17 protein-coding genes are annotated in these 12,890 nt (G+C 42.9%); all 17 read left to right on the top strand.

Annotated features, from left to right (window positions below; all coding sequences use genetic code 11):
• Nucleotides 1–36: 36 nt before the first annotated feature.
• On the top strand, nt 37–453 hold the full coding sequence (locus KH172YL63_RS19375; protein WP_173107633.1) for a TIGR03826 family flagellar region protein: 417 nt from the start codon (nt 37–39) through the stop codon (nt 451–453).
• Nucleotides 454–567: 114 nt separating this feature from the next.
• Complete coding sequence (flgM, locus tag KH172YL63_RS19370) at nt 568–837, top strand: flagellar biosynthesis anti-sigma factor FlgM (RefSeq protein ID WP_173107632.1); 270 nt, start codon at nt 568–570, stop codon at nt 835–837.
• 18 nt (nt 838–855) lie between these two features.
• Nucleotides 856–1,350, top strand: a complete 495-nt coding sequence (locus KH172YL63_RS19365; RefSeq protein WP_173107631.1) for a flagellar protein FlgN — start codon at nt 856–858, stop codon at nt 1,348–1,350.
• Nucleotides 1,351–1,380: 30 nt separating this feature from the next.
• Nucleotides 1,381–2,958, top strand: a complete 1,578-nt coding sequence (gene flgK / locus KH172YL63_RS19360) for a flagellar hook-associated protein FlgK (protein ID WP_173107630.1) — start codon at nt 1,381–1,383, stop codon at nt 2,956–2,958.
• Nucleotides 2,959–2,973: 15 nt separating this feature from the next.
• A complete protein-coding gene (gene flgL / locus KH172YL63_RS19355; protein ID WP_173107629.1) occupies nt 2,974–3,879 on the top strand; it encodes a flagellar hook-associated protein FlgL in 906 nt (301 codons plus the stop codon).
• Between the two features lie 73 nt (nt 3,880–3,952).
• The gene (locus KH172YL63_RS19350; protein ID WP_173107628.1) at nt 3,953–4,543 is read left to right on the top strand and encodes a DUF6470 family protein; all 591 of its coding nucleotides are present in this window, start codon (nt 3,953–3,955) and stop codon (nt 4,541–4,543) included.
• Between the two features lie 18 nt (nt 4,544–4,561).
• On the top strand, nt 4,562–5,005 hold the full coding sequence (fliW, locus tag KH172YL63_RS19345; RefSeq protein WP_173107627.1) for a flagellar assembly protein FliW: 444 nt from the start codon (nt 4,562–4,564) through the stop codon (nt 5,003–5,005).
• Nucleotides 5,006–5,009: 4 nt separating this feature from the next.
• Nucleotides 5,010–5,231 carry a carbon storage regulator CsrA gene (gene csrA / locus KH172YL63_RS19340; protein ID WP_173107626.1) on the top strand — a complete coding sequence of 74 codons (222 nt, stop codon included), beginning with the start codon at nt 5,010–5,012 and terminating at the stop codon, nt 5,229–5,231.
• Nucleotides 5,232–5,386: 155 nt separating this feature from the next.
• Nucleotides 5,387–6,622 carry a flagellin N-terminal helical domain-containing protein gene (locus KH172YL63_RS19335; protein WP_173107625.1) on the top strand — a complete coding sequence of 412 codons (1,236 nt, stop codon included), beginning with the start codon at nt 5,387–5,389 and terminating at the stop codon, nt 6,620–6,622.
• 463 nt (nt 6,623–7,085) lie between these two features.
• On the top strand, nt 7,086–7,442 hold the full coding sequence (gene flaG, locus KH172YL63_RS19330) for a flagellar protein FlaG (RefSeq protein ID WP_173107624.1): 357 nt from the start codon (nt 7,086–7,088) through the stop codon (nt 7,440–7,442).
• A 15-nt stretch (nt 7,443–7,457) separates the two neighbouring features.
• Nucleotides 7,458–8,981 carry a flagellar hook-associated protein 2 gene (locus tag KH172YL63_RS19325; protein WP_173107623.1) on the top strand — a complete coding sequence of 508 codons (1,524 nt, stop codon included), beginning with the start codon at nt 7,458–7,460 and terminating at the stop codon, nt 8,979–8,981.
• 22 nt (nt 8,982–9,003) lie between these two features.
• Nucleotides 9,004–9,408 carry a flagellar export chaperone FliS gene (fliS, locus tag KH172YL63_RS19320; RefSeq protein ID WP_173107622.1) on the top strand — a complete coding sequence of 135 codons (405 nt, stop codon included), beginning with the start codon at nt 9,004–9,006 and terminating at the stop codon, nt 9,406–9,408.
• Entirely contained in the window at nt 9,408–9,755 is a 348-nt protein-coding gene (locus KH172YL63_RS19315) for a flagellar protein FliT (protein ID WP_173107621.1), read from the top strand. Before fliS ends, KH172YL63_RS19315 begins: the two co-directional genes overlap by 1 nt.
• An 8-nt stretch (nt 9,756–9,763) precedes the next feature.
• Complete coding sequence (locus KH172YL63_RS19310; RefSeq protein ID WP_173107620.1) at nt 9,764–10,153, top strand: DUF8042 domain-containing protein; 390 nt, start codon at nt 9,764–9,766, stop codon at nt 10,151–10,153.
• A 115-nt stretch (nt 10,154–10,268) separates the two neighbouring features.
• On the top strand, nt 10,269–11,024 hold the full coding sequence (locus tag KH172YL63_RS19305) for an ABC transporter permease (RefSeq protein WP_173107619.1): 756 nt from the start codon (nt 10,269–10,271) through the stop codon (nt 11,022–11,024).
• A 193-nt stretch (nt 11,025–11,217) separates the two neighbouring features.
• Nucleotides 11,218–11,766 carry a transposase gene (locus tag KH172YL63_RS19300; RefSeq protein WP_173107618.1) on the top strand — a complete coding sequence of 183 codons (549 nt, stop codon included), beginning with the start codon at nt 11,218–11,220 and terminating at the stop codon, nt 11,764–11,766.
• A gap of 464 nt (nt 11,767–12,230) precedes the next feature.
• On the top strand, nt 12,231–12,809 hold the full coding sequence (gene hpf / locus KH172YL63_RS19295) for a ribosome hibernation-promoting factor, HPF/YfiA family (RefSeq protein WP_098351949.1): 579 nt from the start codon (nt 12,231–12,233) through the stop codon (nt 12,807–12,809).
• The last annotated feature ends 81 nt before the right edge of the window (nt 12,810–12,890 follow it).

The following is a 12,890-nucleotide window of genomic DNA, read 5'->3' as shown; positions in this document are numbered from 1 at the left end:
AAAGGGAAAGAGAAGATTCACCGGGAGGAAAGAAACATGTCAGAAATTATCAATTGTCCAAGCTGCAACGGTATTTTTATGAGAAATAAATTCCGCGATGTGTGCGACAAATGTTTTAGAGAAGAAGAAGCGATGTATGAGACGGTCTACCAATTTTTGAAAAAGCGGGATAACCGTGCCGCAACTATGGACCGAGTCATTGAAGTGACGGGGGTAGACGAGGAACTTCTATATAAATGGGTGAAAAAAGGCCGTATCCAGACGAGACAATTTCCGAATATGGGTTATCCTTGTGATAAATGCGGGAAGATTATTGGGACGGGGCGGATTTGCAGTGACTGCTCCACAGAACTTGCAAATGATCTGAAACAGTTCGAAAACGATCAGGAATGGAAAAATAAATCAAGGGAATCCCATCAAAGAACGTATTATACGATGAGAGATAAGGACTAGTTCCATTTAAACCAAATCAGGAAGAACTAACCAGGGTCTTCCACTAAACAAATGACGGTCTCATCCGATATACTAGGTAGAAACGATGGACGTGATGAAAGTGAGGCGAAACTGATGAAGATTAACAATATCGGCAGTCAAAAGATTAATCCTTATCAACGCAATTTTACCAACAAAGTGGATCAGGCCGGAAAGACTGGCAAAACTGCATCGGATAAGATTGAAATTTCTTCTGCGGCAAAAGAAATGCAGGAAGTGTCGAGGCTTGGCAAGGAGCGTCAGGCTAAAGTGGAGTCACTGAAAAATCAGGTGCAGAACGGAAACTATACGATCGATCCTAAAGCCATCGCAAAAGGCTTGAAGAATTTTTACAGCGGAAATTAACATAAGGAGCGAACAAACATGTCAGCCACCAATCTGTTAACCAATCTTGAAAAACTGTATAAGCTGCACAAAAGTTTGTTCGACCTTTCTGTGAATAAAACGGATGTGATTAAAAAAGGGGAAATGATTGAGCTCGATCGGGTATTGAAGGAAGAGCAAAAGCATCTGGCTGCCATCAATACGGTCGAAGCAGAGCGGCAGCGTGAAGCCGCCCAGTATCTCCAATTACGGGGTATCTCCATGAACGGAACCCCGACGATCTCACAGTGTATCGAGCATAGTACGCAGGAAGAACAAGAATCACTTGCTAACTGGCAGCAGAAACTGATTGGCATGATTGACGATTTGAAGGTGAGAAATGAGCTGAATCAAAAACTCGTCTATCAATCCCTTCAATTCGTAAATATGAATCTGTCGATTATGCAGCCACAGCCCGAACAATCAACCTATTCCCGTCCCAACGGTGAAAGAAAATCACCAGGCGGACGATCCATGTTCGATTCGAAAGCATAGCACTCAAAATTTTGAAACGGAGGCAACACCATGCGATCCACTTTTATGGGCCTGGAAACGGCGAAGCGGGGGATGTACACCCAGCAGGGAGCCCTTTATACGACCGGCCACAATATCTCCAATGCAAATACCCCTGGATACACCCGCCAACGGGTCAACTTTGAACAAACAGAACCGTATCCTGCCCCGGCCATGAACCGCCCGCAAATCCCCGGTCAAATCGGAACCGGAGTAGACGCCGGTTCGATTCAGCGCGTCCGGGACTCCTTCCTCGACATGCAGTATAGAGGTGAAAACCAGAAGCTTGGCTACTGGGAAACCAAGATGGAAGCGATGAAGAAGATGGAAGAAGTCATGAACGAACCGTCTGATTCAGGCTTGTCAAAAACGATGGATATGTTCTGGCAGTCCCTTCAGGATCTGGCCGTCAACCCGTCCAACTCAGGCGCCCGCTCCGTTGTCCGCCAGCGTGGTATCGCCGTTGCCGAAACGTTTAATTACTTATCCTCATCCTTGACAAGTGTGCGGAACGATTTGAAAAATGAATTGTCTGTCAGTGAAAAGCAAATCAACTCACTGACGCGGCAGATCGACAACGTCAATAAACAAATAGCAGATGTAGAACCACACGGCTATCTGCCCAATGACTTGTACGACGAACGTGATCGCTTAATCGATGAGTTGTCCAAGCATGTATCGATCCAAACGAGCTACCAATCGAACGGAGGGGCATCTTCACCGGTCGCTGAAGGTGCTGTAACTGTCACATTAGTCGGAAAAGACGGCAATCTTGCTGTGAACCTGGTGGGCAGAAGCGGGGCAAACGAACTCAAACTTTCCTATCAAGGACCACAAAACTCAGTCGATTCAGTGACGATTGGAAAGCAAACCCTCGATATTAAAGACTTTTTATCGCAAGGTGAAGGGAAACTGAGAGCCCTTGTCGATACATACGGTTATAAAAATACAGCCGGTGAAGCAGAAGGATCCTACATCAGTATGCTGGATGAACTGGACAGCATGGCGTATGAATTTGCGAAGGCATTCAATGAACAGCATCAAAAGGGTGTCACACCGGAACAGATGAATGATCCAAACTTTGATCCTGATAACTTCACCCCGGATACACCAAAGTTCTTCCAGGATTCAAAAAACGCATCATCAGATTTGAATGGTGTCACGAAAGAAGGATTTGCCCAGCGTATTCAAATTGCCGATGAACTAAGCAATCTCGATAGGATCGCCACGGCGGGTGCGAGTAACCCAACACTTGGTGACGCATCAAATGTACAGGCACTGGCTGACATCATCACGACAACAGCATTACCTTACGGTGAAAAAGAAGCTTCGTTCCAAAGCCACTTCGAATCCGTCATTGGGAGGATGGCAGTGGAATCCCAAGAATCTGTCAGACTTGCAAGCAACTCGAATGTACTAAGGTCTGCAGTAGATGAACGCCGCATGTCTGTAAGCGGAGTTTCCCTAGACGAAGAAATGACTGACATGATCAAATTCCAGCATGCGTACAACGCTTCTGCCCGAATGATCACACTGCAGGATGAAATGCTCGATAAAATCATCAACGGTATGGGTACCGTTGGAAGATAGTGAGGTGAATGCCAAATGCGCGTAACACAAAGTATGTTAACGAATAACTCAATGAGAAACCTCAGCTCCTCTTATGGACGGATGGGTCAGCTGCAGGATCAATTGGCGACAGGGAAGAAGATTACAAAGCCTTCTGATGATCCCGTCGTTGCGATGAAGGGGATGTTTTACCGTTCGAATCTGACCGGGATTGAGCAGTATAAGCGGAATCTATCAGAGCTTTATTTGTGGATGGAGAACTCTGAGACGGGAATCGAGCAAGCGAATCAAGGGTTACAGCGTGTTCGTGAATTGACCATTCAAGGTAAGAATGGATCATTAAGTGATGAAGATCGAAAAGCTATTGCAACGGAAATCGAACAAATCAAACAAGATCTGGTTAGCGTCGCTGAAACGAAGGTAGCGGGAAGATATATTTTTCATGGAACGGACGTTGGAAATTCCCCGATCAAGGATGGTAATCCTGCAGATGGTAGTGCTCCAAGGGTTGCTGATAATTTAGGAAGTGGGGCAATTGATTCTTATCCGATTGAAGTGTCTCAAGGTGTTTCCTTAAAAGTTAATGTTAACCCAAATAATGTATTTAATCAGAAACTTTTTGATACGGTCCACAATATTCAAAAGGCTTTGGAATCAGGTGGTATTTCTCCCCTTGATACAGAACTTGAAAATTTGGACAGCGTCATGAACACATTATCTGCAGAACGCTCTGAACTTGGGGCAAGATACAATCGCCTGGAGATGGTAGACGACCGACTGTCCCGACAGGAAGTAACAACGAACCGCATCCTTTCGGACAACGAGGATGCCGATATTGAACGTGTCATCACAGACTTGAAAATCCAAGAAAGCGTACATCGTGCCGCGCTTGGAGTGGGAGCAAGGATCATTCAACCGACATTAATGGATTTCTTACGATAAAGCAAGGGGACTGACCCTTTAAGGTGTTTTGTCACCTTGGGGTCAGTCCCTTTTTGTATGGAGGTGAAAGGGCATGAACGTTCCACAAATAAGATTGCAATCAACGTCCGGAGCGATTGACATTCGTACAACCCCCGGAAAGATGGAGATGGAACAGCCAGCCGCAGAGCTGGATATCCAGCAGCCCCAGGCGAAGATGGAAATTGAGCGGAAGCCTTCCCAATTGACCATCGATCAGACAGAGGCCAGGGCTGACATGGATTTGAAATCAGTTCGCCGGAGGATAGAAGAATACTCTAGACAGGGGTATGAAGATTGGTTATCGGGACTTGCCCGGGTCTCACAGGACGGGGATGAACTGATGATGATTGAAAAGGGAGATGGTGCTATTGCTGAGCAGGCGAAACGGAACAGTGAGGATCCTATCTACGACTTTAATATAGGCTGGGTTCCTTCTGCAGGAAGCGTCAAAATCAGCTATGATCCCGGCAGTGTCAAAGTGAATATTGAACCGCAAAAAGTGGTGAATCACTCTCGTCCGCAAAAGCCCGAGATACAGTATACTCCAGCCAAAGTGGATGTCAGTTTGAAGCGATATGCAGATTTGCAAGTTGATTTAGCGAACTTAAAACATGTTGGGATCAACTATGAACAAGAAATATAGAATGAAGGAGTGAAGTAGATGAAAATCAATACAAAGTATCATGGTGAAATAGAAGTCAAACCAGAAGAGATTCTGACATTTGGTTACGGGATCCCAGGGTTTGGAGAAGAAAAGCAGTTTATCTTGTTGCCTCTTCCGGAAAATGAGTGGTTTCATATCTTGCAATCGGTCCAAACCCCTCAACTTGGGTTTGTCGTAACAAATCCATTTGTCTTTATTAAGGAATATGATTTTGAACTTGACCAGGCTAGTGTAGAGTCTCTTGGAAGTCCTTCAGAAAAAGAAGTTCAGGTTCTCTCTATTCTTACTATCCGTGAAACCCTGCAAGAATCTACTGCAAACCTGCAAGCCCCTATCATTATTAATCTAGCAAATCGTAAGGGAAAACAAGTCATCTTAACCAATACAGACTACCAAACCAAGCACCTGATCTTTGCGCAACCTGCAGGAAAGAAGGGGTGAGGGGATGTTAGTACTGACGAGGAAACCGGGAGAAAGTATTCAGATTGGGGATGAAATTGAGCTAACAGTCATTTCTGTTAAAGGGGACCAAGTAAAATTGGGCATCAATGCACCAAAGAATGTCGATATCCATCGAAAAGAAGTCTACCTTTCTATTCAGGAAGAAAATACCGAAGCTTCGAAAGGCATAGACAATCTATTTAATGTTTTGACAAAAAATGATTAATTATTTTTCTTAAACTATTAAATACTACTCTAAACGACCGATAATAGTATTGTAAGCAATGAGGAGAAGGGCGGCCGACCTTTGAGACTTCTTGCAAACTAAAAATGATATAGTTCACATGGATGTGGGCTTACTTTCAAGGAGGAAACTTTGTAATGAGAATTAATCATAATATTGCAGCTCTTAATACTTACAACAAACTAAATAGTGCTTCTGGTGCTCAATCTAAATCTATGGAGAAATTATCTTCTGGTCTTCGCATAAACAAAGCAGGAGACGATGCAGCAGGTCTTGCTATCTCTGAAAAAATGCGTGGGCAGATTCGTGGTTTAGATCAAGCGACACGTAACTCACAGGATGCAATATCACTTGTACAGACAGCAGAGGGAGCTTTATCTGAAACGCATTCAATTCTTCAACGACAACGTGAGTTAGCAACTCAAGCTTCAAATGACACGAACACTGCTGAAGACCGCAAAAATATTCAAGATGAAATGGATCAATTAGGAAAAGAAATTGACCGTATTGCGGGAACTACTCAATTCAATACGAAAAACCTTATCGATGGTTCAATGGATAAATCAACAACTGCTGGAGCTAACGTTAACAGTAACTCATCACTTAAGGGTGCTGGAGGAGCAGCAATCGCAGCAGCAACAGAAGTTCTTGATACATTAACTGATAAAGATGGAAATAGTTTAGGTATTCAAGCGACTGATTCTATCGAAGTATCTTATGTGAAAAATGGCGAAACTAAAACCGTTTCTTTAACAGGTGCTTCTACTATTGCTGATATCGTAGCAGCAGGAGATTTTGGAGCCGCAGCTATCGGAGCTAATGGTGAGATCGAAATTACTGCTACAGGTACTGGTGATGCAGGAGCAGTTCACGGATTCACAGTAAGCGTAAAAGATTCTGCAGGAAATGTTCGTAGTGGAGCATCAAGTGCACTTTCTAGCTTTGGTGAAACAACTCAAGCTACAAAAGATCATTCTGATGGTTCTGCATCATTCCAAATTGGCGCTAACACTGGTCAAAGTATCCAACTTGCAATTAAAGACATGAGTGCTTCAGCTCTTGGAGTGAAAGACCTTAAAGTAGGTAGTGCAGGTCAAGCTAGTTCTTCAATAAAAGTAATCGATTCAGCCATTCAAAAGGTGTCTGCTCAACGTTCTAGCCTTGGTTCTGTACAGAATCGTCTTGAGCACACAATCAATAACCTTAGCACATCTTCTGAAAATTTAACAGCAGCAGAGTCACGCATCAGAGACGTTGATATGGCTAAAGAGATGATGGAATCTACTAAGAATGGTATTCTTTCTCAAGCAGCTCAAGCTATGTTAGCTCAAGCAAATCAACAGCCACAAGGAGTATTACAATTACTTCGTTAATAGTAATATTTTTATAAGATGAGGCTGGGATAAAGTCTGCAAGGTAAATGAAAATCCGAACGAACATTTGAATTTCTTTGATGGAAATCGAATGCGTTCGGATTTTTTATTTTTAAAGCACTCTCAATTTATAGAGTTGGTCCCAGCTGTTGATAGGATTGCAAGTCGAAGACTCCTGGGAGGAAGCGAAGTCTTGCAAGGAAATCCACCGCGGGGTTCCATGGCAATATATATTTCTTGGACTTATTCGTTTTTAATGTGGATCATCTTATTTATGTACCAATTTCTTTCATTTTGAGAATATCGATTGTAATCTATTACCTTATTGAAAAAATTGTTTTTTATTGTGCGAATTAGTTAATTGCTATTGAATAGCCCAAACAACCTTATTTCTTCTGTACTAAACTAAACTTTCCCCACCAACCACCGATATAACCCATATAACCCTCAGGAGGATCAAACGATGATTGAAAAAGTGACGGGCACTATACCAGCAGTACAATCATTTACTAGATTAGAGAACCAAACGAATGAAGAAGTGAAGCGTATTCAAGCACAGGAACGACACCATGAACAAACACCAAAGGAACCTGTCACGAAAGAAAAAATGGAAGAAGTCGTCCAGGGCATGAATGAGTTTTTATCTGGTTCTAATACCCACCTCAAATTTGAATTTCATGATAAATTAAAAGAATACTATGTAACGATTGTGGACAATCGTACAGATGAAATAGTGAAGGAAATACCAGCAAAAAAGGTTCTCGACATGCATGCTGCGATGACGGAGTTTGTTGGTTTACTTGTTGATAAGAAGGTTTAACGAAAGGAGATACATATGGCTGATATGCGAATTGGTGGCCTTGCCAGTGGTATGGACACAGATCAGATTATTAAAGACTTGATGAAGGCGGAACGGATTCCTTTAAATAAGCTGGAACAGAAGAAACAGTACCTCGAGTGGCAGCGTGATGATTACCGTGACATGAATAAGATGATGTTTGATTTCAGTAATCTTATTTTTGACGGGGTGATGAAGCAGGGGACGTATACGCAGAAGACAGTCTCGGTTTCGAACCCGAATGAAGTGACCATTAAGAATATTAACGCTACCACTGATTTTACTGGCACTTTAAAAGTTGAGAAATTAGCCACGGCAGCTACCATGTACAGCACCCCTATCACCCAGGCAGACGGTGGGGCATTTGATTCGAAAAAGAAGTTGAGTGCTTCATTTGGACTGACTGGTGAACAAAGCATCAAGGTCAAAGCGATTAAAGCGGACGGAACGATGGCAGCGGATTTCACTGAAATCAAGTTCAAGGCTGAAGACGAAACTTTGGAAAGTTTAATCTCTAAAATCAATTCTCAAACAGGGGTAACGATGTTCTATGACCAGCAAACGAAGCAAATGTCGGTCATGAGCAAAAACACCGGGAGTAACGACAGCGGTGCTGAAATTGAGTTGCAGGGTGATCTATTCACCACACATCTGAAATTGGATGCGAATAATGATATCGCTGTGACAAATACACGAGGTTCAATTGGAGAAAATGCCAAGTTTACATACAACGGGATGGCCACTGAGCGTTCATCAAACACTTTCAATATTAATGGATTTGAGATTTCCCTTAAAAATGCATCCAATACGAATGTAACCTTTGCATCTAAACCCGACACCGACAAAATCCTTGAAAAAATCGTAAAATTCGTCGACGAATACAATAAGCTCATCGAAAAAGTAAACGGCGAAGTAAACGAAAAGAAATACCGTGACTTCCAACCATTGACTGCAGAGCAGAAAGAGTCGATGGAAGAAAAGGAAATAGAACTATGGGAAGAAAAATCCCGCAGTGGGACGCTGAGAAATGATTCTGTCCTGACGTCTGGTTTGAACAAGATGCGGACAGACATGTACACACCAGTCTCCGGAGGTACGTCAGGCCTCGACCAACTGGCTCAAATCGGCATCAAAACATCCAGTAACTACCTTGACCGTGGTAAGCTGATTATCGATGAAAGCAAGCTGAAAGAAGCAATCTCCAAAGATCCGAATGCGATTTATGAAATCTTCGCGAAAAACGGTTCCACGTCTAATGAACAGGGAATCGCCCGCCGTTTACGTGATACATTGAAAACCACGATGGACAGCATCGAGAAGAAAGCCGGTAAAGCTTCAAGTACCAACAACACCTTTACACTGGGGCGTTTATTAAACAACATGGACAGCCAGATGAATCGTTTTGAAGATCGCCTGATCCAAGTAGAAGACCGCTACTGGCGCCAATTCACCGCCATGGAAAAAGCCATCCAGCGCGCGAACCAGCAGTCGATGTACCTCATGAACCAATTCGGCGGCTAAACATAACTAAAGGAGTGTCAATATGGCCATCAACAACCCGTATGCAGCATACCAGAATAACTCGGTCAACACCGCTTCACCGGGTGAACTGACCCTTATGCTCTATAACGGAAGCCTGAAATTTATCCACATCGCCAAAAAAGCTATTGAAGATAAAAACATTGAGTTGAAAAATACGAACATCCAAAAAACCCAAGCCATCGTGAATGAACTGATGGTGACACTGAATACCGACGTGGAAGTGTCACAAAATCTCATGTCACTGTACGACTACATCAATCGTCGCCTGACAGAAGCCAATATTAAAAACGATGTGGCGATTTTAGAGGAAGTAGAGGGGCTGATCACGGATTTCCGTGATACGTGGAAACAAGTCATTCAGCTGAACCGCCAGAAGCAGCATGCAGGACAGGGCGGACAGGCATAATGAGTTCCGTTCTCCTTTGCTACACCATCACGAAACAGCTGAAAACAGCATTGGATCAAGTGAATGATGAGAACAGGGAATCTACGATTGAAGAAGTAGAGTCCCTTTTAGAAAAAAGACAAAGTGCAATTGACAGCCTCAAGCCGCCTTACACTCAGGAGGAGCAGGAACTTGGGAAGCAGATGGTTGCCTGGAACGGCGAAATCGACCAGAAGCTTGCTCAACTGCGCCTCGTTATTAAACGGGATATGAACGGATTATCGAAGAAAAAAACTTCTGTTCAAAAATACTCAAACCCATACGAATCCCTGCAACATGATGGAATGTTCTACGATAAAAAGAAATAGGTGATTCTTTGACAACGAAACTCGACGAAAAACAATACGAATTGGTCAGCCAATACGTCGCCATGCTCGACACCATTGAGGAAGCCTTGAAATATGTCGAAGCAAGCTTCGCGGATTTAAGCAAAACAGAAGGGGACACAGTACTCTCAGATGTCTTCTTGGCCATTGGACAGATTTCAGAAAGTAATCCCTTATTGAAAGAAATGTTTGAAGGACACGAAGGGATTCAGAAAGCACTGAGCGATTTTGATACGGTCACCGATCAGGCATGGAAGCTCGACGGACATTTAGACAATCTATCAATGAAACAAAGTATCGTTCAGGAAAATCTGGCGCCTGCCTTCGCTCTATGGAAAGAGAGCATGGAAAAAGAAATCCAACCATTTTTAACGCATTAAGTCCCGGATCCCGGGGCTTTTTTCTTTTGTCAAATTCTCTCATGGTATAATAGTAGAAAGTCAAAGGGACTGTGTTTCCTCTCCGACTAATATCTCTAGAAACGGATGGACAAACATGACCAATCTCATCACCAACGAACTCATCAAACAAATATCCCGCCCCCGCATGTGGATTTCCCTTGGCCTCATCGTATTCATAGATGCCGTTGCATCCCTGTTCGTCTACATGCTCTTCGACGGTATCCATTTTTCCTTTTGGGAATACATGCGGATCAGCTCCAACCTTCTGATCGTCATTCAAATCTTCTGCCTGATCATTGCAGGGGACATTGTTTCCAGCGAATTTTCAGCAGGAACGATTAAGCTGTTGCTCATCCGCCCCGCTAACCGAATGAAGATTCTACTTTCCAAGTATTTAACCGTGTTAGTCATTGCGACTGTGTTCACCGCCGGTCATTTCTTATTTTCTGCCCTGCTTGGTGCCCTGTGGTTTTATGATAGCTTCCTGGATCTGGACGTGAACTTTTTTATCGTTGCGGGGGCTTATGTGTTGAGGTTTTTGGAAATGGTCGTCATCTGCTCGATTGCCTTTACGCTGTCGGCTGTAACCAGAAGCAGTTCATTTGCGATCGGTACCACCATTTTTTTGACATTCTCTGCCGGGACATTATTGATACTGATGAACGAACGCGGTTTGGAGTGGGGAAGGTATCTTCTGCTCGCTAATACTGATTTGCAGCAGTATTTCTTCAGTTCGCCGCCGTTCGAAGGAATGACGTTTGGGTTTTCGGTTGTGGTGATTCTGGTGTATTTGATCGGATTTGGTGGTTTGGCTGGATGGGTGTTTGGGAGGAGGGATGTGGATGTTTAGGGGTTTTTGTTTGTCAGTTGAATTTTGTGATTAATTTGTCTGTTGAATTTGGGCGGTTTTTTAACAGACAAAGAATCACAAAAGTTTACCTGTTAAATATCAACGTGATTTCAACAGACAAACTCATCTACAAGCAGGAATTCGCTCCACCCATGTCGAATAAAGAAAGACCAAAACTAGAAAGGATGTTGACATGGCCCCAAAAAGAGAATGGTCCCCTGGATATACCTATCACATTACCGCAAGAGGAAACCGAAAATACACCATCTTCCGCAACAAAGCCGATCGACTTAAGTATTTGGAAATCGTTGAATTAGCCAAAGACAAGTTCCCCTTTATTCTCCACTCTTATTGCCTCATGACGAACCACATTCACCTTCTCATAGAAACCATCGATGTTCCCCCAGGCAAAATCATTCAATACATCCATTACCGTTACGCCCGCTATTTTAATAAGAAAAATGGCTTCCAAGGGCATCTATTTCAAGGACGTTTTAAATCAGTCATCATCCGCAATAACAAGCAGCTGATCGATACAAGCTGTTATATTCACCTGAACCCAGTGAAAGCTGGGATCACTGCTGAAGCACAAAACTATCAGTGGTCGAGTTATCGTTCATTTATTTCAAACAGGGAAAATAAGCATGTTGATACGAAAAAGATTCTCTCTTTTATGAATGGTGGGTCGAAAAGTCACTATAAGTTTTATGTGGAGATTAGGTGGAAGCAATTTAATGAGTGAGGGGTGTGCCTGCTGGATGTGGTGTTCAGCGGGTTTTTTATTTTGCCTGTTGAATTTAGCTTGATATTTGACTGTTAAACTTTGATGATATTTTGACAGTTGAATATTGTCCTTTATTTAACTGACAAACTCCCTCAAAATTCAACTGACAAACAAATAAACGTCAAACAAAAACCCCCCATTCACAAAACCGCCCCAATCTCTCCACAAAACCTCCAAATTCCCACCGTCTAAACACCAAAAATAGTGGGATAATAATACTATAAAGAGTGAAAGGTGAACCAAAGAATTCGGCATCCATCACCCCACTCTCATATTCTCCAATCCTTGTTCCATCAACACTTTCGACACTATGTTACAACCTTTACGATAAAATGACATAAAATTAAGAAAGTTTAAGAAGGAATTGTGAAGGGAATGGAGAATAGATAAACATAGCTTTATTTTTAAAAGGAGGAGTTTACATGTTGAACTACAACATTCGAGGCGAGAACATTGAGGTAACTCCAGCGATTCGCGAACACGTGGAGAAGAAGATTGGCAAGTTAGACCGTTACTTTAATGAAACTCCTGATGCAAATGTACATGTTAATTTGAAAGTGTATCCTGATAAAAATACGAAAACTGAAGTGACTATTCCAATGCCGCATTTGGTGCTTCGTGCAGAGGAACGGAACACGGATATGTATGCGGCCATTGATCTTATAGTGGATAAATTGGAGCGTCAGATTCGCAAGCATAAGACACGGGTGAACCGCAAGATGCGTGAAAAGGGCAGCCCGAAGGAGTTCTTTGCGGCTCAGGAGGATCTGAACCATGTTTCTCCAAATGGTGCAGCAGCCGTTGAACTGGAGGAAGAGGACGATACGGAAGTAGTAAGAACGAAGCAGTTCAATCTGAAGCCGATGGATAGCGAGGAAGCGATCCTTCAGATGAATATGCTTGGTCATACGTTCTTTATTTTCACAGATGCAGAAACAAACGCTACGAATATCGTATACAAGCGACGTGATGGCAAGTACGGCTTGATTGAAACGAATTAATCTCGTAGAGGAAGGATCCTGCGGTCATTGCGGCCGCAGGATTTTTTTTGATAAAGGAGGTTTTTACCATTTTTTGTCGAA

The sequence above is a fragment of the Bacillus sp. KH172YL63 genome (genome assembly GCF_011398925.1).
GTDB lineage: Bacteria > Bacillota > Bacilli > Bacillales > Bacillaceae_B > Rossellomorea.
The sequence above is the reverse complement of the archived record's forward strand: the minus strand, read 5'-3'. Positions and strand labels throughout refer to the sequence as shown.

Bases quoted from the DNA above. Each gene is read 5' to 3' on its own strand.
- fliS (WP_173107622.1), top strand. From the start codon at position 9,004: ATGGCCATCAACAACCCGTATGCAGCATACCAGAATAACTCGGTCAAC.
- KH172YL63_RS19305 (WP_173107619.1), top strand. From the start codon at position 10,269: ATGACCAATCTCATCACCAACGAACTCATCAAACAAATATCCCGCCCC.
- flgM (WP_173107632.1), top strand. From the start codon at position 568: ATGAAGATTAACAATATCGGCAGTCAAAAGATTAATCCTTATCAACGC.
- flaG (WP_173107624.1), top strand. From the start codon at position 7,086: ATGATTGAAAAAGTGACGGGCACTATACCAGCAGTACAATCATTTACT.
- flgL (WP_173107629.1), top strand. From the start codon at position 2,974: ATGCGCGTAACACAAAGTATGTTAACGAATAACTCAATGAGAAACCTC.
- KH172YL63_RS19300 (WP_173107618.1), top strand. From the start codon at position 11,218: ATGGCCCCAAAAAGAGAATGGTCCCCTGGATATACCTATCACATTACC.
- KH172YL63_RS19315 (WP_173107621.1), top strand. From the start codon at position 9,408: ATGAGTTCCGTTCTCCTTTGCTACACCATCACGAAACAGCTGAAAACA.
- flgK (WP_173107630.1), top strand. From the start codon at position 1,381: ATGCGATCCACTTTTATGGGCCTGGAAACGGCGAAGCGGGGGATGTAC.
- csrA (WP_173107626.1), top strand. From the start codon at position 5,010: ATGTTAGTACTGACGAGGAAACCGGGAGAAAGTATTCAGATTGGGGAT.
- KH172YL63_RS19375 (WP_173107633.1), top strand. From the start codon at position 37: ATGTCAGAAATTATCAATTGTCCAAGCTGCAACGGTATTTTTATGAGA.
- KH172YL63_RS19365 (WP_173107631.1), top strand. From the start codon at position 856: ATGTCAGCCACCAATCTGTTAACCAATCTTGAAAAACTGTATAAGCTG.
- KH172YL63_RS19350 (WP_173107628.1), top strand. From the start codon at position 3,953: ATGAACGTTCCACAAATAAGATTGCAATCAACGTCCGGAGCGATTGAC.
- hpf (WP_098351949.1), top strand. From the start codon at position 12,231: ATGTTGAACTACAACATTCGAGGCGAGAACATTGAGGTAACTCCAGCG.
- KH172YL63_RS19335 (WP_173107625.1), top strand. From the start codon at position 5,387: ATGAGAATTAATCATAATATTGCAGCTCTTAATACTTACAACAAACTA.
- fliW (WP_173107627.1), top strand. From the start codon at position 4,562: ATGAAAATCAATACAAAGTATCATGGTGAAATAGAAGTCAAACCAGAA.
- KH172YL63_RS19325 (WP_173107623.1), top strand. From the start codon at position 7,458: ATGGCTGATATGCGAATTGGTGGCCTTGCCAGTGGTATGGACACAGAT.